This is a genomic window from Psychrobacter sp. I-STPA10 (assembly GCF_021012795.1).
Classification (GTDB): domain Bacteria; phylum Pseudomonadota; class Gammaproteobacteria; order Pseudomonadales; family Moraxellaceae; genus Psychrobacter.
Map to the genome: position 1 here is coordinate 69,426 of NZ_VFYU01000024.1, position 26,263 is coordinate 95,688.

Annotated in this window: 18 protein-coding genes; 12 read left to right on the forward strand and 6 right to left on the reverse strand. The window is 41.0% G+C overall.

Going from position 1 to position 26,263, the window contains the following annotated elements:
• Positions 1–53 precede the first annotated feature (53 nt).
• Together FHK89_RS11670 and cas5 are read right to left on the reverse strand one after the other, a co-directional pair.
• On the reverse strand, positions 54–2,324 hold the full coding sequence (locus FHK89_RS11670) for a hypothetical protein (protein WP_230660575.1): 2,271 nt from the start codon (positions 2,322–2,324) through the stop codon (positions 54–56).
• Positions 2,314–2,955, reverse strand: a complete 642-nt coding sequence (gene cas5 / locus FHK89_RS11675; RefSeq protein ID WP_230660578.1) for a CRISPR-associated protein Cas5 — start codon at positions 2,953–2,955, stop codon at positions 2,314–2,316. The genes FHK89_RS11670 and cas5 overlap by 11 nt, the downstream gene beginning before the upstream one ends.
• A 295-nt stretch (positions 2,956–3,250) precedes the next feature.
• Between cas5 and FHK89_RS11680 the strand changes: the two genes are divergently transcribed.
• The 7 genes from FHK89_RS11680 (at position 3,251) to FHK89_RS11710 (ending at position 14,732) form a co-directional block, all read left to right on the forward strand.
• Positions 3,251–4,432, forward strand: coding sequence for an acyl-CoA dehydrogenase (locus FHK89_RS11680; protein WP_230660581.1), 1,182 nt, complete (start codon positions 3,251–3,253; stop codon positions 4,430–4,432).
• Positions 4,433–4,722: 290 nt separating this feature from the next.
• Positions 4,723–6,495: an SWIM zinc finger family protein gene (locus FHK89_RS11685; protein WP_230660584.1), complete on the forward strand. Its 1,773-nt coding sequence runs from the start codon at positions 4,723–4,725 to the stop codon at positions 6,493–6,495.
• The gene (locus FHK89_RS11690; protein ID WP_230660587.1) at positions 6,489–8,069 is read left to right on the forward strand and encodes a DUF5691 domain-containing protein; all 1,581 of its coding nucleotides are present in this window, start codon (positions 6,489–6,491) and stop codon (positions 8,067–8,069) included. Before FHK89_RS11685 ends, FHK89_RS11690 begins: the two co-directional genes overlap by 7 nt.
• Before the next feature lie 53 nt (positions 8,070–8,122).
• The gene (locus tag FHK89_RS11695; RefSeq protein ID WP_230660590.1) at positions 8,123–9,202 is read left to right on the forward strand and encodes an AAA family ATPase; all 1,080 of its coding nucleotides are present in this window, start codon (positions 8,123–8,125) and stop codon (positions 9,200–9,202) included.
• Between the two features lie 67 nt (positions 9,203–9,269).
• Positions 9,270–11,873, forward strand: coding sequence for a DUF5682 family protein (locus FHK89_RS11700; protein ID WP_230660593.1), 2,604 nt, complete (start codon positions 9,270–9,272; stop codon positions 11,871–11,873).
• The gene (locus tag FHK89_RS11705) at positions 11,873–13,108 is read left to right on the forward strand and encodes a VWA domain-containing protein (protein ID WP_230660596.1); all 1,236 of its coding nucleotides are present in this window, start codon (positions 11,873–11,875) and stop codon (positions 13,106–13,108) included. The genes FHK89_RS11700 and FHK89_RS11705 overlap by 1 nt, the downstream gene beginning before the upstream one ends.
• Before the next feature lie 79 nt (positions 13,109–13,187).
• A complete protein-coding gene (locus FHK89_RS11710; RefSeq protein ID WP_230660600.1) occupies positions 13,188–14,732 on the forward strand; it encodes a HEAT repeat domain-containing protein in 1,545 nt (514 codons plus the stop codon).
• A gap of 26 nt (positions 14,733–14,758) precedes the next feature.
• On the opposite strand, the gene FHK89_RS11715 is transcribed toward FHK89_RS11710, so the two are convergent.
• On the reverse strand, positions 14,759–15,496 hold the full coding sequence (locus FHK89_RS11715) for a MarC family protein (protein WP_230660603.1): 738 nt from the start codon (positions 15,494–15,496) through the stop codon (positions 14,759–14,761).
• 177 nt (positions 15,497–15,673) lie between these two features.
• Positions 15,674–15,913, reverse strand: a complete 240-nt coding sequence (locus FHK89_RS15020) for an NUDIX domain-containing protein (RefSeq protein ID WP_442966592.1) — start codon at positions 15,911–15,913, stop codon at positions 15,674–15,676.
• Between the two features lie 220 nt (positions 15,914–16,133).
• On the opposite strand from FHK89_RS15020, the gene FHK89_RS11720 reads away from it, so the two are divergent.
• Positions 16,134–16,766: a hypothetical protein gene (locus FHK89_RS11720; protein WP_230660605.1), complete on the forward strand. Its 633-nt coding sequence runs from the start codon at positions 16,134–16,136 to the stop codon at positions 16,764–16,766.
• A gap of 26 nt (positions 16,767–16,792) precedes the next feature.
• Here FHK89_RS11720 and FHK89_RS11725 read toward each other — a convergent pair whose 3' ends face one another.
• Positions 16,793–17,548 (reverse strand): IclR family transcriptional regulator, encoded by a 756-nt coding sequence (locus tag FHK89_RS11725; RefSeq protein ID WP_230660608.1) that lies wholly within the window; start codon positions 17,546–17,548, stop codon positions 16,793–16,795.
• 543 nt (positions 17,549–18,091) lie between these two features.
• Here FHK89_RS11725 and FHK89_RS11730 point away from each other — a divergent pair.
• The 4 genes from FHK89_RS11730 (at position 18,092) to FHK89_RS11745 (ending at position 23,455) form a co-directional block, all read left to right on the forward strand.
• The gene (locus FHK89_RS11730) at positions 18,092–19,546 is read left to right on the forward strand and encodes an NAD-dependent succinate-semialdehyde dehydrogenase (RefSeq protein ID WP_230660611.1); all 1,455 of its coding nucleotides are present in this window, start codon (positions 18,092–18,094) and stop codon (positions 19,544–19,546) included.
• An 81-nt stretch (positions 19,547–19,627) separates the two neighbouring features.
• Positions 19,628–20,911, forward strand: a complete 1,284-nt coding sequence (gene gabT / locus FHK89_RS11735) for a 4-aminobutyrate--2-oxoglutarate transaminase (protein ID WP_230660613.1) — start codon at positions 19,628–19,630, stop codon at positions 20,909–20,911.
• Between the two features lie 484 nt (positions 20,912–21,395).
• On the forward strand, positions 21,396–22,505 hold the full coding sequence (locus FHK89_RS11740; protein ID WP_230660616.1) for a GlxA family transcriptional regulator: 1,110 nt from the start codon (positions 21,396–21,398) through the stop codon (positions 22,503–22,505).
• Positions 22,502–23,455, forward strand: a complete 954-nt coding sequence (locus tag FHK89_RS11745) for an EamA family transporter (protein ID WP_230660619.1) — start codon at positions 22,502–22,504, stop codon at positions 23,453–23,455. The genes FHK89_RS11740 and FHK89_RS11745 overlap by 4 nt, the downstream gene beginning before the upstream one ends.
• Before the next feature lie 354 nt (positions 23,456–23,809).
• Here the strand turns inward: FHK89_RS11745 and FHK89_RS11750 are convergent, their stop codons facing one another.
• Complete coding sequence (locus tag FHK89_RS11750) at positions 23,810–25,882, reverse strand: TonB-dependent receptor domain-containing protein (RefSeq protein ID WP_230660622.1); 2,073 nt, start codon at positions 25,880–25,882, stop codon at positions 23,810–23,812.
• Between the last annotated feature and the right edge of the window lie 381 nt (positions 25,883–26,263).

Sequence of the window (26,263 nt, forward strand, 5' to 3'; positions counted from 1 at the left end):
TATAGATTTAGTTTAAGTTGGTGGATATGGTACGCTTGATAATGGCAATCAGCTTAGTTATTAGATGACTCTGCTACGGTTGATTCAGCTTTTTCATTGGTGTCTGTTTTTTTCTCAAAATCACGACCAGCTAAATACCCCAGCATTAGCTCTGCACAATGCGTTTTAGTTAAGCCTTGTTCTTGTTGTTCATTAAAAGCTTGAAATAAGTTTTGGGCATGTTGGTGCATCCAGTTATTAGCAAATACTGCATTATTAACAGCATTTTTTTTATATTTACCGTCTTTATCTTTTACAGCTTGCTGTTGTGCAACCCAAGATTGATAGGGTGGTAATCGATTGGCTAAGTAATCCAAAGCTCGATTTGGACTTTTTAATGCGATGCTATAAGCGGTACTGCCTAATAGTGTCGATGGAATACTGCCACCCCGTTCACTTTCACAATAGCCTAAATGCAATTCGTTCATTGCAGAGCAAAACTGCCCCAGTTGATAAGAAAGACTTGTCATGTATTGCTCCTTAGTACGATTTAATTTGTAGAGTAGTAAGCTAATTAAAGTGGTATACATGAGTGCATTTTTATTCTCATGAGTGACCATAGTGTCAATTTTCTTATTAATAGATAAGACTTTATGAGTGGCACATAAGTTAAATAACCACTGTGTTTGTTGGCATATCTTTTGTAAAGATTGGTTGGCTAATTCATCAAATCGACTGCCTTCATCAAAAAATAAGTGCATGGTTTGAGCAAAGCTAATAGCAGGTACACTAGTTTTTGCCACCTTCCCATCTCTTTGATAGATATTTTTGCTTAATCTGATGAGCTGTTCAGGGGACAAGCTCCACGGTTGAACTTGTTTAGCCTTTTTCTCAATAAATACGACCAGTTGCAAATCAGGTGTATTGGCAACTGCTTGCTTCCAGCGTTTGGCGGATTTTTGTAACTCACTAACCGTGTGTTGTGCTGAAAAAATAACTTTTTGATTGGCTGTATCGATTTTTCTTAGGATAATAAAGCTAGCTAGACCGTTGGGATTAATGGATTTTGCTTTAATAAGACTTAGAATATCCTCTGTACTTTCCGAATATTCCTTAAAATCTTCATGTTCCCAGTAATCTCTATAAGTTAATAGCTTTAGAGCAGGAAATTTAAGGTCTTCATGACAAAAAGCGATTAAGATATCATTTTGGTCAGAGTTTTCTGAGGCGATGGACCGCCATGTCTTATCTTCATTATCAGAGCTGGTCAATAAATTAATTAAGCCATCTAACTTATTTGAAAAATCTTTATCAACACTATAAGCGTCTGTACCAGAACGGTGATATCGATGCACTGTGGTCTTGTTCTTACTATCATCAAAGCGAGCATAGGGTGTTACATTACCAAGCAAGGTATTGGTTTTTATTTTTGGAAAAGTTTTTTCAACTAAGGTATGTGTTTTGCCATAAATAGGGCAGACTAATTGAGGTTCTGATACGTCAGTATCTGAGTCTTTATTATCCAAATTAACCAAGTGACGGCTAACAGCATTTTTATAAGTTTCGGCATTGGTTACATAAATATCAATATTTGGGTCAGGTTGGTAGTCGATAATCAGCTTGATACGGTCATTAGCACGATCTTGTAAATCACCTGAGGCTTTCGTTACTTTATTACCGAATAGTATGGTTAGTAGTAATTTTGCAAAGTTTTCATCAATGATTGATTCAGATAAGGTGTTATGGATAGCGTTATCTAAGGCTCTTAAAAATTCATGACCATCTTTATCAAAATTGATAAACATTTCAAACAGATGTGCTACTTTTAATACGTTGGGGTCATTGGATAAGGACAATAATTGATGACGTTCTTCTATCTTTTTACGATAGCCATCACCAGGAAAGATGCCAGAGAAGTTAACTTGTTCGGGGGCATTAAAGCTACTGAGTAAAATACGAATTTTTTCACTGATTATAGTTTTCTTATCGGTGAGTTTTCGAAAGTCTATATCATCTATTTGTACTGGTTGTTTTAAGTTTTTTCCCTTTAAGTAATCAGCATAGAATTTGTTCCCTTCAGGGCGTAGCGGACGTGTGAGTTTGATATCAGGAAAATGATTTTTATTACCATCTCCAATCACCCAAATAGCATCAATGTCATCTTTATTCATATACTCTAGACGTTTGATAGTTACTTTATTATTAGTATCATTATTGGTATCAAGGTCTAATATGACTCTAACAGCGTCTTTACCGCCTGCTTTGGTTAGTGTTTTGTGAGTGGGCGTGATATCAACATTAGATGCTTCTAGCCCATCTAAAATCAGCTTTAGCTCATTTATCATAGTAAAATACCCCCGCTTTAATATAGGCTTGTTCATTGCGTTGAAATTCAGGGGCGTATGAGCCAGAAACGGCTTTGTCGAATACTTGATTTAATACTGAGACCAAATTTTCGTTAATACTTTTATCTACTTCATATTCATCTTCTCTAAACTTCCCCCAATAATTAGCAGTAAACTCATTCCAACCAAGACAGGGTGTTTTATAGCACTGCCCTTTGCTAAGTCGTCTTTCAAACATGGCTTGCAGTCGATGACAAGGGTTATCGCCATAGCGTAAAGGTTTTCCACTGCCATTTTCAATGGTGGCATAAATTCGATAACAAACGTCGGTTAGTATGGTGGCATTAAATTGAAAGGCACCTATCGTATTGCTTTGCAGAGGTCCTCGATAATTAGTGGTGTACTGTTGATAGTTAATCAGACCACCATTTTCATTGACACGTTTACAGATTTCGACATGAGTTGGTCTAATCCATGCATTACCACTTTTCAAAAAAACAATGGCTTCAAATATACCTTTGACTGCTGACCATGTTGGAATAGGATAACTGGTTGGTGTGCTTCCTGTGTCAGGTCTAGCCCACATTGCACAATCACCAGATATTTCCATTGAAATGTCATAGGTTTTCATAGAAATTCCTATTTAAGTTTTAAGTTGATATTTCTTAAATTATAGATACTTTAATTATAGATACTTTTGTTATGGTTGTTCATAAGAAAATATAAATCAGTAATGATTTCACTTTACCCCCATATTAGGTAGATAACAAGACACATAGATGACAGATACGACAACAGTTGTCGGTTATTTTATAATTATCTATGAGTGGTAATCTAAAAGGTGATTGTGTTTGTGAAAGTGTGTTGTATGTTTTAGAATCTCAACTCACTGGATATAAAAACTGCTATAAATTTAAGGAAATAAAATGTCATCTACAAAACCACAATTTATCTGGAATGACCCGTTTTTATTACAAGAGCAGCTCAGTGATGCTGAGCAAGCAATACAGGCAAAAGCCCATAAATTTTGTCAAACTGAATTGATGCCTCATATTATTGCAGCCAATCGTAACGAAGTGTTTGACCGTGATGTGATGTTAGGATTGGGAGAGCAGGGACTTTTAGGGGTGACTTTAGAGGGTTATGGCTGTGCGGGTATGTCGCATGTGGCGTATGGGTTAGTTGCGCGTGAGGTTGAAGCGGTGGATTCGGGATATCGCTCAGCGATGAGTGTGCAGTCAAGCTTGGTGATGTATCCTATCTGGGCATATGGTACAGAGGCGCAAAAACAAAAATATTTGCCAAAGCTTGCCACAGGTGAATATATTGGTTGTTTTGGATTGACAGAGCCAGAGGCAGGTTCAGACCCCAATGCCATGCAGTCCAAAGCAAAGTCAGTCGATGGTGGTTATCTATTAACTGGTAAAAAAACATGGATTACCAATAGTCCCATTGCCGATGTGTTTATCATTTGGGCAAAAGATGAGGCGGGTGATATTCGTGGTTTTGTATTGGACAAAGGCATGAAAGGGCTATCTGCACCTAAGATTGAGGGTAAGTTCTCACTACGGGCTTCCATTACTGGTGAGATTGTGATGGAAGATGTATTTGTGCCAAGTGACAATGTATTTGCTGATATCAAAGGCTTAAAAGGTCCGTTCGGCTGTCTCAATCAGGCACGTTATGGGATTGCTTGGGGCGCAATGGGTGCAGCTGAGTTTTGTTGGCAAGCTGCCCGACAATATACCTTAGAGCGTAAGCAGTTTAACAAGCCACTGGCGGCGACACAGCTTGTACAGCTCAAGCTGGCAGATATGCAAACTGAAGTAAGCTTAGGTTTGCAAGCTGCACTACGAGTGGGACGTTTGTTGGATAAAGGCATGGCAACACCAGAGATGATTTCATTAATTAAGCGTAACAATAGTGGGAAGGCACTGCATATCGCTCGTGTTGCTCGGGACATGCACGGGGGCAATGGAATCAGTGATGAATATCATGTAATTCGCCATATGATGAATTTAGAGGCGGTCAATACTTATGAAGGAACACACGATATCCATGCGCTAATATTAGGACGGGCGCAGACGGGGATACAAGCCTTTATGTGACTTACTACTAGATAAACTCAACGAGAAAAAATGCAGGTAATCATAAGATTATCTGCATTTTTATTTGAATCCAAGTTTGAACCTAAGCTGGGTAAAATTTGATTTGATAAAAGAGGTGTAACGCATCGTATTTGTGTTGCACGACACTAAATGACGCATTAATTCGTTTTGACTGTATTCATCGCTTGTGTGATAGATAACTGCCCCCTATAATCAAACTTGTCAATCACTTAACCATTTATAAAAAAATAAAACATCCACATATTTAATGTGGCTATGGATTGCCAACTATGACCATCACTTTAGAAACCGTCCAAAATATTGCCCCTGACCAAGCATCACTCAATGCTGCCAAAAAACTGCTCAAGCCTGCCAAATGGCCTGTCAAACAGCAAATTGATAGTAAAGAGCTGGCATGGGGGCATTGTCAAGGCTCAGGGGCAAATCCCTATTACACTGTGATAGACACCAGCAATCATGGCTACAAATGTACTTGCCCTTCGCGCAAGTTTCCTTGCAAACACGTATTGGCATTGATGTGGCAATACGCTGATGATGACAGCAGTTTTGCAGTGGCAGAGGTGCCGCAGTGGGTGACAGACTGGCTGGGACGGCGGCGAAATAAATCTACCAGTGTTGGGACAACAACAGAAGATGCAAGCAATACAGATAAAGATACCACTACTAAAAAGATAACCGCCAGTATTGCTAAAACTGGCATGGACAATCAAGTATCTACTGCCGCAAAAATAGACCCAGAAGCGGAGGCTAAAAAACAAGCCGCAGCCGCTAAAAGAGCAGCAAAACTTAAAGCGGCAACTGATAAAGCCATCAGTGCAGGGCTAAAAGAATATGAGCAGTGGTTGGCTGACCAATTGCGTACAGGACTCATCAATTTTTTAGACCATGCCACCGAGCGTTGCCGAAACATTAGCGCGCGTTTGGTTGATGCCAAAGCCACCAATTTAGCCGCACGTTTGGACGAGTTACCTGCCAAACTTATGCAAATTCCCAAAGAAAACCAATTGCGAATGGCGACCAATGAGCTAGGAAAAATTGTCTGTCTAGTAAAAGCGTGGCAAGCAAACTGTGATGACAAAGATGTACGCCGCGCCATTAGCAGTGCCGAAAGCCGTGATAGTGTCTTAGAAAATGCAGATACCATCAGTCAGCAAGGCATTTGGCAAGTGGTTGCCGAGCAGGTAGAAAACCGCCGTGATGGTTTAATCAGTCATGCGACATGGTTACGCTACTTAGGTGGTGTGGGTGATTTGGACAATTTAGCCAGTCTGGGTGATACGCTATCAGCAGAGGCATTGCAATCACTTTCTCAAGAGCGTAGTCAGCTTACTCAAGCTGCAAACGCCCAAAGCCAGCCTATGCCGGTTGTTCCTTTTGCTTTGTTGCAAGACTATTATCCTGCGTCCACTGGACGGCGTAGCACCAGTGCCAGTTTGGGCGGTTATTTAATCGCTGATATTCGCTATTATCCAAGTCGTTATCCATTGCGTGCGGTGATTGCATCACAGCAACATGTTGATGAACAGTTAGCCTCAGTCATAAGCGCATTAACAGGCACTGGTATGAATGTTAATAATGGGCAAAACCCTTTTAAATTTTATCCTTGTCAGCAAGACAGCCATTTGCCGCAATCAGTATTTGAGTTTTATCGAGGTTATCAGCAAGCCCTAGCGGTGATGCCGTGGCTTGAAGCAATGCCGTGTTTGTTGCCTTGTGGACATATTCGCCCAATGCTTAGCCCTTCGCTAAATCAGTCAACCAGCAAAGGACAAAAAAATCAGCAGAATAGGTTATGGTGGCAAGCCGATGATGGTTTACAAAATAACGTCATCAAGCCACACGAAAATAGCAAGCAAGCCCAACAGCAATCACTACAATCAGCACAATGGCAACTGCCCCTGCGACCCAATCAATCTCAAAATCAGCGCAGTTTGGATTATGTTTTAGCCTGTCCGCTGACACATAGCTTTATTTTATGGGACGGGGTTTATGCCACCTTTGGCAGTGGTTATCATCAACACTGGGGACAACTCTCATGGTAAATACAGTTACTACCAGCAGCAATACAGTTAAGGTCAATGCAAACGATATGCAGCAAATAGATAACGAGATTGAGCAGTTATTAACCCGTTGGACATTGGGTAATGATGCCCCTTTTAGCTTGCAAGACTGCCCAAGTTTGTGGCAAGACACGCTAGCCCAGCAAACACAGCAAGATACACAGCCGCTATCATTAGCAGCACTGGCGATGCTAAGCCAATATCAAGCCTTAGTGCAACCTGCCCAAGCTGCCCAACCATTGGCAATATTACCTGATATGCCCACGCTGGATTATCCAATCTTGCCTGAACGCCTGCAAAAATATGTGCGATATATTTTAGCCGAGCAAGCACATTGTTTTTATTTGTTAACGGTATTGTTGGCACAGTATGGCTACAGTTTACCTCCTGAGTTGTGGCTGCAATATCAGTCATCTAGCACACAAGCAAAACAGCAAACGCCTGATTTTTATCGCAGCGTTTATGGTAAGTGGCAATACTGGAATGAACAATATCAACAACACTTAGCGCAAGCAAATTTGGGTCACGTTGATGCTGACGTAGCAGATGCGCTCAGTGCTGAAACATGGGCAGATTTTGCCCCTGCTCAGCGACTGCTGTTACTAGAGGATTTGCGTTACAGTGATGCTGATGGCTGTCGTGAGTTAATCGCCGAATGTATCGAGCAAGAATCTGCTGATAAACGCCTAAAAATCATTGAAATACTACAAAACAACTTGTCTGAAAATGATGTTGAATTTTTGCAAAGCCTTAAGCAAGACCGCTCCAAAAAAGTGGTGCAATTGGCAAATCGACTGTTACAGCGTTTGGGTTATGGTCAAACAGACATGGCTGATGAGGAATTACAAGAATTGGTCGCCATGCTTAAGGTCACGCCAAAATCGACAATCAAAGACACCCTTGCCAAAGCCATAGGCAAAAAACGCCTACCTGAGTATCACATTGCCCCCAAAAATTTTAAAAATAGTACCCAGCGTGAACGCTATATCAAGTTATTAGAGCAGTTTGACATTATGACGCTTGCCAAGGCGTTGTCGTTAACTGTCGAGCAGGTGATAGCGGGATTTAGTACTAAATTTGATGAGCATTTGGTGGTGTTTGCCAAGCATCTTGTCAATTTGCCCGATAGTTATACACCAGCCATTTGCCAGTTTATAGATAACCTTAAGATTGATGAGTCAGCCCAATGGCTAAACGAGCAGTTATGGCAACGACTGCCTACTGAGTATCAGCAGCAATATTTGGCAACTGCCATTAAAGATGCGACGGGTGATTTCCATTTATTGCTAATATTAAATTACGCTCAGATGCCATTATCTGATGATTTACTCAACTGGCAGCAACTACAACGCTGTCAATTTTGGAAAAAGCAATTTCATGGGGACAGGCATTATTTTGAACATAACTGTTTGCAGTTGGGGCTGATATTACCGACCTGTGTGGCACAGCAAGCTTTAGATGACTTAGCTGAGCGCACAGAGCGTATGCGCATTGACCCTGCATTTAGCAGTTTTTTATTAAATATTGAATTGGCAAAGTTAACACAAACGACTTAATCAATTAAATAAAACAATCATTACCAACACACCAAAATGGAAACAAAACCACCATGAGTAATTTATTAAGACAACCCGTTGAAGTCACCTATCAAGATGAACTAGCAGCCCTTAAAGCCTGTGATGACAATGCCAAACCTGTGCAATGGCAACTGTCCCCACAAGCAGTCGTCACCTATTTGATGGGTGGAAAAACCCGTGATGGCGTAGAGATTAGCAGTAAATATATTGGCAATCGGCGCTTGATAGAAACGGCAGTGGCAACACTGGCAACTGACCGAGCTTTACTGTTACTTGGTGTACCGGGGACGGCAAAATCTTGGGTATCTGAGCATCTAACCGCTGCTATCAGTGGTGACAGCACCCGTATTATCCAATGTACCGCAGGTACAGATGAAAACCAAATCCGCTATGGTTGGAACTATGCGCAGTTACTAGCACATGGACCAAGCACTGATGCCATCGTGCCAACGCCATTGTTTCGGGCGATGCAAGACGGTACGTTATGCCGTCTTGAGGAATTAACTCGTATGGGCTCAGATGTGCAGGATACCCTTATCACGGTGCTATCAGAAAAAATGATGCCCATTGCTGAGCTAAACGATGCCGTCTATGCCAAAGCAGGCTTTAACGTCATTGCTACTGCTAATAATAAAGACAAAGGGGTCAATGAGCTGTCCTCAGCATTAAAACGCCGTTTTAATGTGGTGGTGTTGCCTCTGCCTGATGACATGGATGAGGAAGTGCAAATCGTCAGTCGCCGAGTCAGTGAAATGGGTGATAAATTGGGCTTACCTGTACCCAAAAATACCCTTGAGGAAATCCAAAAAGTGATTACTATTTTTCGCGAATTGCGTGGTGGAGAAACCTTAGATGGACAAACTGCCCTTAAAGCCCCCACAGGCAATCTGTCTACTGCCGAAGCCATTGCGGTGATGGTCGGTAGTTTAAGTCAAGCCAACTGGTTTAATCAAGGCAAACTCAGTGTCGAAGATGTCAGCAGCAACTTAATTGGTGCCATTGTTAAAGACCCTGTGCAAGATAAATTAGTGCTAGAAGAATATCTAGAAACGGTACTAAAAAAACGCAAAGGCTATCAGCAGTACTATCATGGTTTAAATGAACAGCTTTAAGACGTTAACAATCATATTAACAAGCATATTAACAACAATAAAAATCACGCATTCATAAGAGTCAATTATGGCAACACAAACACCAGACATTCATTATTTGGGTATCCGTCATCATGGACCAGGCTCTACCAGTCGCTTGCTTAAAGCCTTAAATGAGCTACAGCCCGATTGCGTACTTATCGAAGGTCCTAGTGATTGTAGTGAATTGTTGCCATTATTGGCAGATAAACAAATGCGTCCACCGGTGGCATTGTTGGCGTATGCTGCTGATAGCCCAGAGCAGCATTTATATTATCCATTTACTGAATATTCGCCTGAATATCAAGCCTGTTTATGGGCAGTGAAACAACAAGCCACGCTGGCATTTATCGACTTGCCGATTAACATTCAATTGGCTGCCCGTTTACAACGGCAACAGCAACTTGAAGAAGCAATGGCAAAGCTTGAAGCAGATGGGCAAAGTGAGGACAGTAAAACGGTAGATGCAGAGCTACTACTAGATGAAACACAACTAGAAGAAGAGCCAGTAGAGCAATCGGCAGATGATAGCGACTTAACTGATGAAACAGACCACAGCAATGGTGCAGATAATACAGACAGTTTAGATAATGTAGACAGCCCAGAAGCAATTAATATTAGTGGCAAACGCATCAGTAATGACCCCATTGGCGTATTAGCAAAACTGGCAGGGTATCAAGATGGGGAATCGTGGTGGAATGATTTTATTGAACAAAATCATAACGAGTCAGAGGACAGCCAAGCATTATTTGCCAGTATTGCTGAAGTGATGGCGGTACTACGAGCCAGTAGCCAAAATGATAAGTTGATTGTTGATGGGGTAGATGCTGATGGGGTGGCTGTTGATATAGAGTCACGAGATGACGTACGTGAAGCCTATATGCGTTTACAAATTGTCGACTATAGCAAACAACTTATCAAGCAGACGAACAGTTCTGACAATACTAATAATAAAAATACAAAACCCCCTGTGATTGCGGTGGTGTGCGGTGCATGGCATGTGCCTGCGTTGCAAACAGGCAGCACCCAAAAAGCAGATAAGCAGTTGCTAAAAGACTTACCCAAAAAGCTAACCGCCAGTAAAGTCAAAACCACTTGGATACCGTGGACATCTGCCCGTCTTAGCAAAGCCTCAGGCTATGGAGCAGGGGTGGCTGCCCCCATGTGGTATCAACATTTATGGGATTATCGCCACCACCCCGACCAGCTTACCTATTGGATACGCCACATTGCCAACAGTTTAAGAGAGCAGGGGCAAATCATCTCTACCGCTTCGGTGATAGAAACAGTGCGTTTAAGCCATAGCCTAGCGAGTGTGCATGGTCGACCTGCGGTGGGTTTTGAGGAAATCATTGATGCCACGATTTCGTGTTTGTGCTTTGGTGAGCCACTGATTTGGCAACAAATTGCCACCACAGTATTGCAAGGCAATCGGGTGGGGCAGATTCCTGATAACATGCCGCTTGCACCGTTGTTAGAGGATTTACAGCGGCAACAAAAACTCACCAAGCTTAAGCCTGAAGCCTTAGGTGATACCTTAAGCCTTGATTTGCGTAGTGACTCAGGCAATAAACGCTCGGTGTTATTGCACCGTTTGCAGATTTTAAACGTGCCGTGGGGTACATTGCTCAGCTCGGGCAGTTCTCGAGGGACGTTTCGGGAAAACTGGCAACTACAATGGCAGCCTGAATATGCCGTGCAACTGGTCGAAAATTTAGTTTATGGCAACAGCATTGAGCAAGCCAGTAATAACAAATTGATTGAAGTGATGGGCGGTGACTTACCACTTGATAAACTTGCCACCCAAGTACAACTTAGCTTAACTGCTCAGCTTGATGATGCTGTGCAGATGGGACTCAAACGTCTAAACCAGCAAGCGGCACATAACAGCGATGCCTTAAGCCTACTTGGGGCGATTGTGCCATTGGTGCAAATCAGCCGTTATGGTACGGCACGTCATATCGACTTTGCACAAGTTGGGCAACTTATCACTCAGCTTGTCACCCAAGCTGCACTTGCCTTGCCTTATGCTTGTCGCAACCTTAATGAGGACGAAGCCAATCATTTTCGGGAGCGACTCAAAGCCACCCACAGCAGTATATTATTGGCACAGTTGTCTGAGGATTTAATGCAGCTGTGGTGGCAAGCCTTAGAGCAAATCAGCCACAGCACAGAAACCAGCCCCTTATTATCAGGACTGTCTACCCGTCTGCTGTATCAAGCCGAACAGCTTGAGCGTGATGAATTGCAACGCCGTCTAAAACGCACTTTATCGCCTGCCATTGCCAGTAGTGATGCGGCGGCGTATTTTGATGGCTTTTTTAGCGAAGCGGTGCAACAGCTACAATATGATACTGACTTACTGACCACCCTTGAACAATGGCTAATGTCATTGGCTGATGACGCATTTGTGCAATATTTGCCATTATTTAAACGGGTGTTTGCCGACCTTGACCGCACTGAGCGTCAGCATTTATTACAAAAAATCTTAGGTAAGCAATATCAAGCCAGTATCTTATATCATAGCCATGTTGACCTATTGCCGTTATGGCAACAGCAACAACAAGCATTGGCTAGATTACTTATGGGGCAAGCAATCGTAGAGCCAGAATTTGAGCTGATGGAGCAAGACACAGTAGAGGAACTAAAATAATGACAGCCACCACACCAATAACACCAACAAGAAATACGCTAAGTGGTATGGATATAGAGAATAATCCCATTGACTCACAAGAAAAGTCTCGCCGTTGGCAACTGATATTGGGCAAAGATGACTCGGACGATGCCATTGCCTTATCCAGCCAAGACCAACGTCTTGCCGATGCCCTAAACGCCTTATATGACTGTGGTACAAGTGGTGAAGGTCGGCAGGCAGGACTGGGACGCTCAGCCCCAAAAGTGAGTAAATGGCTGGGTGATATTCGCCAGTTTTTCCCAAGCTCGGTGGTGCAAGTGATACAAAAAGATGCTTTTGAGCGGTTGGGACTTAAGCAAATGCTAATGGAGCCTGAGTTTTTAAACGCCATGCAAGCGGACGTGCATCTGGTGGCAGATTTGATTAGCCTACGCTCAGTGATGCCCGAAAAAACCATCAGCACCGCTCGGCAAGTGGTACAAAAAGTGGTCGATGAATTGATGCAACGGTTAGAAAAGCGTACCCAAGAGGCGATACGTGGCTCAATTAACAAAGGCAAACGCACTTATCGCCCCCGTTTTAATGACATTGACTGGCATAAAACCATTCATGCCAATTTGCGTCATTACCAAGCTGATTTTAACACCATTGTCCCTGAAAAGCTGGTTGGTTATCTGCGTCAACAACGTAGGCTTACCGACCTTGACGAAGTGATTTTATGTGTTGACCAGTCAGGCTCAATGGCAAGCTCAGTGGTGTATAGCTCTATCTTTGCGGCGGTGATGGCAAGTATTCCTAGCATCAAAACTAAGCTGGTTTGCTTTGATACTGCCATCATTGATTTGACAGATGAGCTTGCTGACCCTGTGCAGGTGCTATTTGGCGTACAGCTTGGCGGTGGTACAGACATTAACCAAGCCATTGCTTATTGTGAAAAGAAAATCGAACAACCCAGCAAAACCCATCTGATTTTAATCTCAGACTTATATGAAGGCGGTGATGAAAAACAGCTTGTTGCTCGTGTCAGTCAGCTGATACGTCAAGGGGTGAATGTCATTAGTCTATTGGCATTAAGTGATGATGGCAGACCCAGCTATGATGATAATATGGCACAAAAATTTGCCAATATTGGTTCACCTGTGTTTGCTTGTACCCCTGACCAGTTTCCTGATTTAATGGCAACCGCACTCAAACGCGAGGACGTACTGGCATGGGCAGCCAATCAAGACATTAAAACGGTGTGTGGTGACTAAACGGTGACTAAAAAGTGGTGAATAAAACACCTAAACACTATCATTTACAAGCATCATGCAAAATAAAAGGAAACCACCCATGACGGACAATCAGCAAATCGCCAGAATCGCCAAAAAACTGCCACTGGCAAAAGCAAAAGATAAAAAAAGAGAAGTATTTGGCGCAGAATCACATAAATATAAAATCAAAAATCCGCTATTGAGCCAGCAAGTTGAAGCATTTGAACAGCAATATCAGCTAACCTTGCCTGATGGCTACAAAGCGATGATTACCACATTGGGGAACGAGGGCAAATCCTATCCAAACTATGAAATTGATAAGTCTTTTGCAGGACCTAACTATGGTATTTTCCCCCTGACACGTAATAATGATGTGTTGGTGAATGACCCGCAACACTATTTATCCCAACCTTGTACGTTGACATCAATGCTAAATAGTCAGCAAGATGAGATAAGTGATGAACTGTGGGACGCTAAAATAGACCAATTACCCGAAGAAGATGACGCTTATGAGCAAGCAATCAATGAGCTGTATGCAGGTATTTTACCCATTGGTAGTCTTGGTTGTGCGGGTATTGTTGGCTTAATCTTAAATGGCGCGCATAAAGGCAAAGTGATTTATGTCAATCTGGATTTGTATAAGCCCATTTTTACCCATAAATATTTTTTAGATTGGTATGAGTGCTGGTTAGATGAAATTATTCAAGATGATAAATTTTTAGCCAAACTATTGCTTGAGCTTACAAGCAATGAAGAAGCCCAAATATTAAATGCCTTACAATCTGTTGCAAAGTTTAAAAAAATTAAAGATACAGATGCTTTAACAACTGCTTTAATACCCCTTATCCATTATAATAGTCATAACAATCATAAAAATGCAGATATTAGCAAACACGCCTTATATTTATTGACCGAGCATAATTATAAAAAAGCCAAACCATTTTTGTTACAGATGATTAATAGTCATGATGATGCACAAGCGTTAATTGCTTGTCAATCTATTCATTGGTATGTAAAAAAACCAAAGAGACGACAAGAGTGGGTTGCGCCATTAATGGCTCGGCTGACAAATACACAATCAGAGAAATTATTAGATTTTATTTTTTATATATTAACCAATACCAAAGCGGATATTAGTTGTTTGCTACATAAACTGGTTAACCATGAGAATAAAAACTTTCGCAGCACTGCCTATTATAATATTGGTTTATTAAAGGATAATAGTAGCTTTGATGGTGTTCTTAAAAATGCTTTACAAACGGAAGATAAAGAGGTTGCTATTAATGTTTTACAAAGTATTGGGAAGTTAAATAATCCCAGTTATATTCCCTATTACAAAGACATTTTAAAACGTATTCCCAATGATACTTATATTGTTGCAAATGTGATGAATTTATTAGAAGAGTTGGGAATACAAAGCTTTGATGATGAGATACAAGAGTTATTAAAAAATTATTTTGATAGTATTAAAAATGATGATGAGTGTGAACTTTATAATATTATAATAGATTTTAGCCGCATACCCTTACCAAAACTTTTAGAGTATGCGACAACTCATCAAGATAAAAACGTCAGTAAACAGGCAAAAGATGCGTTAAAGCAGATAAAAAAGTATCAAAAATAACCAACTATGGGTATTAGTATGGCTATTTATGCCAAAACCTTAAACGCTCCTTTTAACCCTGCAATTAACATCTGAGCGCCAATGACTGCCAAAATTAGCCCCATCATACGGGTCATTACCGTCATGGCATTATCACCAATGATTTTTACAATGGATTTACTATATAAAAATAGTACATAAGTGATGATACATAACACGCCAAAGGCAGAAATGGTGGTTAGCTTATCCACTAATGTGTGATGTGCAGTCAGACTCATGGCAGTAGCAATCGTCCCCGGTCCTGCCAATAATGGCGTGGCAAGCGGAGAGATGGCAACATTAAGCTTTTCTTGACTCATGGGAGTAGAGGTAGTGGGACTGGTTTTGTTATCTTTATTTTTATCTATATCAATAGTGTTATTGGCATCGTTATTAGTATCGTTACTGGCTTGATTGATGGCATTTTTAACCTCTGTGGTTTCTGTGCTTTTGGTGGGTGATGTTTTGCCTTGTAGCATATGAAAGCCAATTAAAAACACCAGTGAGCCACCTGCCAAACGTAACGCTGGCAAAGTAATACCAAATAATGAAAATATATATTGCCCCCCTAAAGCAAAAATACTGGTAATACCAAATGCCAATATTAAGCCCTTACGAGCAATGGCTTTGGCAGTTTGTGGGTCATCATCAGCAGTTAAACTAATATAAACAGGTAGGCTTGATATAGGATTCATAATGGCAAAAAATGCCATAAAAACTAAGCCAAATTGATGGACAATATCCATAAATACTCCTTAATCAATAGTTTATGTTATTTGCTTTTAAATATTGAAATATTTTTATATAAATTTATATAAAACAAGCAACTAAATAAAAAAAACCACAATTACAGTTGCATTATTACTATAACAAAAATTGCATCATTTATTAATGCCATGCAGCAAAATCAATTTAACACTGAATTATTGTGATAATACCTTTAACATCGTTTTAGGGAATCCCAACGTTTTAGCGTGGTCGATATCGCACCATATAAAGTTAATATCTGTCTTATCTAATTGTTTAGATAACTCATTGGTTTGTATCTTATCTAAGGTAATGGCAAAGGGTGTTAAATACCAATGAAAATGGGTCAAAGTGTGCTTGATAATATCTTTATCAGTAGATTTTTGGGCTGTGTTGTTATTATTTTTATCGCGGATACTATTATTTAAGTTTTATCTAAATCCTTAACTAACAGATTTGGTGCGGGTGCATAATATCGCCCCCATATCCATCATCGCTTGGGTAAATTCACCACTTATAGTCTACCTACTATAAATCCACCACGGTGTCTCACTAGATGGGTGGACTATCTGCACTCGGTTGCCTTGTGGTGAAATTATATTAGATTGACTATAACTACTCATTAAAGAATTTAACATGAAAATCAATCACCATATCTGGAGACCTGGCGATAATGAATATCTATGGTTTGCTTGTGATAAACACAATAGAATTGCTATGTTTAATAATTATATGACAGGTGAAATTCCATTATGTATTATGACGGATAAGGATTTTAAAGAAGCAATTGACTCGTTGTATGAGTATATCTTTGAAGAGTCGAATAGGTTTTCCTATTATCGTAAACATGGACAAACCGTTTTAAAATATTATTCCTTTGATTCTTTTAGACATAGGTCACACAGTCGATTTGATAAAACACCTGAGACACCCTATACCTTAGAAGAAGTTCTAGCCAGTATTACCAAATACAACCAAGATAACTTTAAAAATATTTGCGATGAGAACTTGCCTAGTAGAAAAGGTTTATTCTTATTTGATGCAATTCGTGGTTATCAACCAAATTGTGACTATCCTGTTGGTTATGAAGGGGAAACGCAAGCAGGTGATTATTTTAGTTTTTTAATGCCAACTGACTATGCAACATTAGATGATATACCAGAAGTATTTCATTCTGTCATTGCCAAAAGTGATGAGTTAGACTTTACCCAGACTGATTTGATTAAAAAACAAGACATTCATAGATATTTTACAGCGTTTGCTTTGTAGTGAACTTCGCTGACTATAGAATTTTCTTAGCCAAGTTTATTGGCTATCTGCTTAGCTAGCTGTAGCAGTGCTGTACTTACTTCTTCACGGTAGTATTCATATTCTCGTTTTAAGAAACTCACCGCCATACCTGCAATGGGTTCGCCTTGAGCATTATGGATACACGTACCAAGGCAATACATGCCCTCTCGCAGTTGTCCGTTATCTAGGGAAATGCCAGTTTTTCTAATTTGCTGTAGCTCGTCTTTTAGCGCATCTAGGCTGGTGACACTATGACAGGTCATGGTTTCAGGCATACCGTTAGCAAATAGTTGTGCTAAAGTTTGGTCATCATAAGTAGCTAACATGGCTTTGCCCGTTGCCGAAAATGCCGCAGGTACTCGCACCCCTGCATGGAAGGTAAATCCAAGCGGAGCTACCGCTTCGTGACAGGCAAGAAATATCACCTCACTGCCATCAATTTTGGAGAGGGTAACGGTGTGCTTGAGTAACACGGAGTGTTGGCTGATAAGTTCATGAAATACTTGGATGATGCTGTGCTGCTGCTCGTATTTACCGCCCCAATACAATAGATAAGAGCCTAAATGAAAGCGGTTATTGATGTCTTTATAGACCAGATGCTTTGCCAACAGACTTTGCAAAATAGTGTGGGTGCTACTTCTGGGTAGCCCAAGCTCAGTGGCAATTTGTGCAGAGGTTAAGGGATAACTGCTAGCAGTAATCAAATCTAAGATAAGACACATTTTATCAATAGCGGGTACGGTGGTATTTGAGGTTTTCAAGCTGGCTTCCATATCATATTAAAGGCAAATTATATAGTCTGCCTACTATAAATCCACCACGGTGTCTCGCTAGATGGGTGTACTATCTGCACTCGGTTGCCTTGTGGTGAAATTATATTAGATTGATTATAAAATAGGATGTCTAATTTAGTCGGCATCAATCAAATATCTTTAGTGGGAGCTATATTTATATGGGTCGTTGGATAAATAGTCTAAAGGCATTCAAACTTAAATAGTGCGAACATTATAAATGGTTATATCGACAGATTGTTGGTTTTCCCTGATTTTCATTTCTTTTTCTCCCTTTCTTCTTTATAACCTCTCTTAATTTGCTTTGTCTTTAACATCTTTGTCTTGATCTACCTTACTCCAATAAAAATTGCAGATTAACAGTTGCAATTCATTTATCATCGCCCCTATAATAAATTATTCTCAATACAGAATACAAATTCAATATACTGAACAAAATTCAGCTTTATCGCTTAGATTTTATTTATTGCGACAACAATTTTTTTATAACAATAGCCTACAAGGAGCGTTCTCATGCTTACGCTAAAAAACCCTGATCTACTAAAATCTCAATGTCTGGTTGGTGAAGATGGCAATGGTTGGATAGATGCCGATGCCAGTATCACTGTAGTGAATCCATTTAATGCTGAAACGCTTGGGACTGTGCCAAGTTTGTCAAAACAGCAAGTCCAGCAAGCTGTGGCAACGGCGCATAAAGTGCAGCCTGAGTGGGCAGCAAAAACCGCTGCTGAGCGTGCACAATTGCTCAATAAATGGGCAGATTTGATTGATGAGAACAAAGAAGACTTGGCAGTGTTGATGACTGCTGAGCAAGGTAAACCAGTCAAAGAATCCCGGGGTGAGATTGGCTATGCCAATAGCTTTATCCGTTGGTTTGCCGAAGAGGGTAAGCGGGTGTATGGTGATGTTATTCCTGCTCCTAAAGCGTCGCAGCGTATTGTGGTGTTAAAGCAGCCTGTGGGTGTTTGTGCTGCCATTACCCCTTGGAATTTTCCTTCTGCGATGATTACCCGTAAAGCTGCGCCTGCGCTAGCAGCGGGTTGTACTATGATTGTCAGACCTGCTTCTGAAACCCCTTTTTCTGCGCTGGCATTAGGTGAGCTTGCCATTCAAGCAGGTATCCCTAAAGGGGTGCTACAGATTGTCACAGGTAAATCATCAGTGGTGGGTGACGTATTAACCCAAGATGAGCGCATCCATAAGCTATCATTCACTGGCTCAACCGAAGTTGGTCGAATTTTGATGGCGCAGTGTGCTGAAACCATCAAAAAATTATCGCTTGAGCTGGGTGGCAATGCACCGTTTATTGTCTTTGATGATGCCAATTTAGAAAAAGCAGCAGAGGGTTTGGTTGCTGCTAAATACCGTAATGCAGGACAGACCTGTGTCTGTGCCAACCGTATTTATGTGCATGAGTCTGTAAAAGATGAATTTATGGATATTTATATACAAAAAGTCAAAGCACTTAGTGTTGGCGATGGTATGGAAGAGGCAACAGATATTGGACCTTTAGTGAATGATAAAGCAGTCAAAAAAGTCAAAGCATTATTGCAAGATGCATTGGATAAAGGTGCGACACTGCGCCTAGGCGGCGATATAAATCCTGCTTCTGAATTGACTTTAAATCCAACCATCATTACCGATATTAGTGATGAGATGGATATTGCCAGTGAAGAAATATTTGGTCCAATCACTTCCGTATTTACCTTTACCAAAGAAGAGGAAGTCATCAAAAAAGCCAATGATACCATTTATGGATTGGCTGCTTATTTCTATACTGAAGATTTGGCACGCTCATGGCGAGTTTTTGAGGGCTTAGAGTACGGTATGGTAGGACAAAATACAGGCATCATCTCCACTGAGGTTGCACCATTTGGTGGTGTTAAGCAGTCTGGCTTTGGTCGAGAAGGCTCAAAATATGGCATTGAAGAATATGTGGTTATCAAATATTGGTGTCAGCAGCTTTGATTTTAATTTTTAAGTCGTTTCATTTAACAGACGATTTAATAACCAATCCAAGATAAACCTCAAAAATTCAGGGAGATAAATATGTCATCCGTTAGCAATCAATCATTACTAGAGCGTCGTCTGGCTGTGTTACCCAAAGGACTTGGCGTGGCATTCCCTATTTTTGCTGAGCGTGCGCAAAATGCAGAATTATGGGATGTCGAAGGCAATCGCTATATTGATTTTATTGGTGGCATCTCAGTATTAAATACTGGACATACACATCCAAAGATTACCCAGCGTGTGCATGAGCAGATTGATAAGTTTTCACACACGGCTGCCCAAATCGTCAGTTATGAAAGCTATGTCGATCTGGCAGAAAAGCTGTGCGAAAAAGCACCGATCAGCGGTGATAAAAAAGCAGTGCTATTTACCACAGGGGCAGAAGCGGTAGAAAATGCCATTAAGATTGCACGTGCTAAAACAGGTCGTCATGGGGTGTTGTCGTTTGTGGGCGGTTGGCATGGTCGTACGCTAATGTGTATGGGGCTAACTGGGAAAATCACCCCTTACAAAAATCACTTTGGTCCGATGCCTGCGTCTATTTTTCATGCGCTATTCCCCGCACCTGAGCTAGGTGTTAGTGAGGAGGAAGCCTTACGCAGCATTGATGCCATTTTTCAAGCATCGATTGATCCTAAAGATGTGGCAGCGATGATTATTGAACCCGTGCAAGGGGAGGGTGGTTTCCATCAAGTGACACCTTCATTTGCCAAAGCATTGCGTCAGATTTGTGATGAACATGGCATCGTATTGGTGTTTGATGAAGTGCAAGCAGGCTTTGCACGTACAGGCACCCTATTTGCTACCGAACAGCTTGGCGTTGAGCCAGACATCTTAACCAGTGCCAAAAGTTTGGCAGGTGGCTACCCAATATCGGCATTGATAGGACGTGCTGATATCATGGATGCGCCGCAACCTGGTGGTTTGGGTGGTACTTATTCTGGCAGTCCACTAGGCTGTGTGGCGGCATTGGCAGTGATGGAAGTCATTGAAGAAGAAAATTTGCTGGCACGCAGTAATGAGATTGGTGAAAAATTAGCTAACTTTTTAACTGGTTTGAATCAAAGCAACATTGCACATATACGTCATAAAGGTGCAATGTTGGCATTTGATTTGCTAGATGAGCAAGGCAATCCTGATGCCAGTGGCACAGCGGCATTAAAGCAAAAAGCATTTGAAAAAGGGCTACTGTTGGCATCTTGTGGTCATCATGGCAATGCCATTCGAGTGATGGTACCACTAACTGTGAGCGATGAAGTGTTACAAGAAGCCTTTGATATTCTTAAAACCTGTATTCATAATCCAAAATCAGGGGAGTTTTAAACTAAAATTGCGTAATACAAGGCAAATTTGGGGGCGAATAGTCACTCTATTTAACCCAAAATTTAACGCCGTAGTACGTCTATTTTAGGCAAAAAGCCACCATTATGGGTTGTGAATACAGGTTCTTAAACAGGTATTGACACAATAACAGCGCAGACGATGTTTTTATGATGCAGTGGTGGATTGAGGTTGGATCATATTGGCAGGTAGCTAGTTTATTTTAACAGGTATCTGGGATGCTCTCTTATAGACAGGCAGAAGCTTTGGTTTCTGCCTGTTTTTTTTGTGTTTGCTAGGGTTTTTATCCATGCAATTATAAATATGTCCTAATTTGTTCGGTGCTTGGCTATTCTTATATCGCCGTCTGTTACAAAAGCCGATACCATAATCTTTTATTAATAGTCTTTTACTAATAGTTTTTTGCTTACAAGTCGCTTATTTATCAGACCATCTTTTTATCCCATTATTGAGGGCAATTATTGCTATGTCTTTGCTGCCAGAAAAGCCATTATCAAAACAACCACTATCAAAACAGTCATTATCAAAGCAAACAGTATTGAAAAAAACAGTATTGAAAAAAACAGTATTGAACAAAAGATCGTTAAAAAAACCAACGATACACGTTTATTTTGTGGTGTTAGAACATTCTGTGGCACTTGATCTGGCTGGTCCTGCTGAGGCATTACGTATTGCCAATCGTGTACTTGAAACACATGCTAAACCAAAGCAGTTTGTGATACATCATGTGGGCTTTGCCGAGTCAGTGACTCTCTCGACAGGGATGATCATGGCGCAATTAGAGCCGATGCCAAGTATCACAGAAATACAACCCCCTGCTTGGGTGGTTATTTTGGGGCAAGAGGGCATTGAGCAGCTCAATCCGCATCTGCCACAAAATGAGCAGTTAATAGCGTGGCTGGCTGAGCTGCCAATTAAAAAACAGCACCTTGAATTAATTACCGTCTGTGCCAGTAGTTTATTGGGTTATGCAGGACGCTTAAAAAATCGCAAAGTGACGACCCATTATCGTGACCTTGAGACATTAATAACTATCGAGCCTGATTGTTTGGTACAGCAAGATTGCGTGTTTGTAGAAGATGGGGCAATGACCAGTAGCGCAGGTGTAACCACGGGCATTGATTTAATGGTGCATAAAATTGCTCAAGTATGTGGTGAAGTGGTGGCAAGCGAGGTAGCACAGTGGCTGGTTATGCCGCAGCGTCGCAGTGCCCAACATCCGCAGTTTTCTGGATTATTGACCCATCGCAATCACTTACAACCTGCTTTGCATCGTGCCCAAACCGCCATTGCCCTTGATCCTAAAGTAGGATGGACATTACAAAGTTTGGCGACTGTAGCGCACACATCCCCCAGACATTTGTCCCGATTATTCAAACAATATACCAGTATTTCTGCCATGCAATATGTCACCTTAGTACGTTTGAGTCTGGCAAAGTCGGCATTATCGGCAGGTATGAGCGTCACCGAAGCAGCAGAGGAAGCAGGGTTTCGCTCAGATGCACAGTTAAGACGAGCATGGCATCAATTTGAAGAGCAGGGCACCCCCTCACAATTTCGGCAGCAAGCATTATGACAGCCAAACATATTTTACTTGCTGTTATCGTGACGATTATTTGGGGCGTCAATTTTACGTTTATCGCTTGGGGTTTACAGAGTTTTCCGCCATTGATGTTGACTGCGCTGCGTTTCTTTTTTACCGCCATACCGCTGATTTTCTTTATCAAGCGTCCTGTGTTTAGTCGTATTTTCTTTATCTATGCCATTGGTACGTTTGTGATTCAATACGCTTTTGTATTCACCGCCATGTACTTAGGTGCATCGGCAGGTCTGAGTGCCTTATTATTGCAAATGCAGATTTTTATTACGGTTTTGTTGGCTTATTTGCTATTGGGAGAGTCGCTTAATCGTTGGCAAATTTGCGGTATGGCAATTGGCATATTAGGGCTGGCTGTGATTGGTAATCATTTGGGTGGAGATATGCCCGTGATGGGATTTATTTGTATTATCATCGCAGCGATAGGATGGAGCTTTGGTAACATCTCATCAAAGCAGGCATCAAAGCAGGCATCAAAGCAGGTCTCACGACAGAACGCTAAGCAAGCATCAGTACAAACGCAAGGTACGTCGGCATTATCACTTGCATTATCGCTGGTAGTGTGGGGAGGATTGATTGCCTGTGTGTTAATGACACTGGTATCTTTGCTATTTGAACATTCAGCGTGGCAATTAGCCACCTTTACCAATGCGTCACTAACCTCGTGGTTATCGCTTGGATTTATTGTCTATGTATCAACGCTGATTGGGTTTGGATTATGGGCGTATTTGCTTCGTCAAAATCCAGCCTCTAAAGTCACCCCATTCGCGCTACTTGTGCCGATATTTGCTATGACAACCTCAGTAATATTGACCAAAGAAGTATTGATGTGGTGGAAAATATTGGCAATGGTGCTTATTTTATCGGGGCTGTTGTTGAGTTTATATAAGCCACGATATAAGCCACATGTTAAGCAGCCGCATTTATAAGTCAAAAAATATAAGTCAAAAAAAGCAGCTTTGAGGAATAAAATGGCACACTGCAAAGTAAGCTGTGCTTCTGATATGGTTGGTAAGACCGTGTCTCTTAGTTTGCATTTCAGCAAAGATAGTGAATGGTGGTAGTGTCATTCCCATTCCCATTTATTGTTTAGAAGGTAAGGGAATGACACTATTTTGACAACTTAAATTTGACAACTCAAGTTTTAAAGCGTGAGTTTATGGACTAATCGCTATAGTTTGCCTACTATAAATCCACCACGGTGTCTCGCTAGATGGGTGTACTATCTGCACTCGGTTGCCTTGTGGTGAAATTATATTAGATTGACTATATGAGCAGAAAAATTAAAACTGATAACTTAATGAAGCTTTGACATTGCGCCCCATTTCATAATCGGTTAAAGAATATTTACCACGCTCAGGTGTTTCTCTATCGCCCAATGTACGAGAGGCGTGGCTGGCATAGGTCTCATCAAATAGGTTATACACACCTAAGTTTGCTGTTAACCCAGCAATGGCTTGTGGCTGATAACTCATATAAACATCATGAGTATTATAAGCAGGCTTTTTAGGATCATTACCATCCGTATTTGGTGTTAATGAAGACACAAAGGTGCTGCGCCAGCCTAATTGCCATTCATCAGTGGGTTGATAGGTGGCATTGACCATGTATTTATCACCTGTATCTCGAGCGAGGTTATAGCCTGTCTCTGCTCCTTTACTTCTAGCTCGGGCATAACTTAAGCCCACACTGTAGTTATCACCTCGATAATCAGCCGATATCTCGCCACCTTTGATGTCAAACTCTTCGCTGCTATTGATTGAACCACGACATTTGCCGTCTTTTATCGGTTGTCCTGTTTGACAGTCAAGCCCTGATGTACTCTCAATCATATCTTTTAAGTTGGTGATAAAATATTTTGCGCTTAGACGTAAGTTATCGCCACTGGTATTAATATTGGGCAGACTGGCAGTAAAGCCAATTTCTTTATTATCACCTGTTTCAGGTTTTAGATCTTTGGTGATATAGGTATCATCTCCGCCACGATTGCGAATGACTTCGTTTAAGTTAGGGCCGTTAAAGAGTTGAGTATAGCTGGCAAAAAGATAGCTGTTGGGCATGATTTCATAGCTGGCAGCCAAGGCACCCACAACATGATTATAGGTTTTGCCATCAGCAACATCTTTTGGTGCTTTATAATTGTCATAACGAATCCCCGGCGTTAGGCTAAACTTGCCAGACTGCCATTGGTCTTCAATATAAACAGAAGTATTGGTCGCCTCATCGCTGCCACCTACAGGTGCTTTGGTTCTACGGTCTGTACCTTGGTAGTCGGAAGTCTTGGTGTAATGCTCAGCACCAACGATGAATCTATGCTCACCTATGCTACTGTCTTTATCACCAATACGGCTGGTATTTTGTACTTTACCACCTTTAGTGGTGACCTTGGCATCAAATGCACCTTCATTACGCAGAATCTGGGTCTCAGATTGATATGCATTGGCTTCTAAATTTAGCAGTGGATTATAAGGTGTATAGCGATAACCTAGGGTATAAGTATCACGGTTCATCTCTTGTGGCACAACAGGGTTAAAACCATCTGCTGCTGTCATTGGAAAGTCAGGGCGAATAGGGTAATCGCCTTTATTTTGGGTGCGACCAAAACTAGCACTAACATGATGCTCTGGAGTTAAGTATGCGCCACCTTTGACCAAGATACTCTCAGTATTGCTATCTTGGGTTTGAATCTCACGTCCATCACCATCCTTGCCCGCATCCGCTGAACGCTTACTATAATAAGCAAGTAAGTCTATATTAGTAGTAGGCATTGCATACACAGCAGCGGAAGCCAGTCGTTCATTGTTATTGCTGCCATAGCCAACTTTTGCCTTTGCCCCAATTTTCTGATTTGGTTTGAGTAAGTCTACCGCATCAACAGTCTTAAATGCTACACCACCACCAAGCGCGTCGTTGCCTAGTGTTACTGAGTTATTACCAACTGAGACTTCTGCTTCTTTTAATAGCTCAGGATCAATAACTAAGTTACCCATGTGGTGGAATAAATAGCCTTCTTGACGCGCGCCATCAACGGTCACTTTTAAGTTAGTATCATCCAAACCACGAATCTGTACCCGCTGATTGACCGCAGACGTACCTCCAACTGAAACATTCGGCACAACTTCTAAGAAATCACTTAGATGTGCAGCTTGCTGGGCAGGCGTGTACTCATCAACATATATCGCATCTGTTTGTGCACGCTCATTGATTGACTGATTAGCAGTGACAGTAATGGTCTGAACAGTGGTATAAGGCATGTTTTCTGCCTGTGCCAACTGAGAAAAACTAACAACAGCCATACTGATAGTCAAAATAGACAAACGGCTAGGTATGGCTGAAGAGGCATTAAAATTACGCATATAAACTCACTCATTTTTTCTAAAATAGAAGTTTTAAAATAAACCAGATATAACAACTAATTATTAGGTTATATTAAAGATAAAATTAATGATAGAAATAATAATTATCATTTCAATTACGAATTATAATAATAGCGTAATATTAATGAATTGGCAATCAACTTATTGATTTTAATAACTAAATTTAAGTTCATTTAATATATATAGTATTCAAAAAATAAAATATTCATAAGATGACAGTTTTGTGAAACATAATCATATTGGCTGACTTTTTTTTATAAAATGGCCGTGTAAAAAGAAGCTGACAGCATGAAATAACATCACAATGTGATTCATGATAAAAATTGAATAAGACGCAAACGCTTATCCTAACTGTGTTAC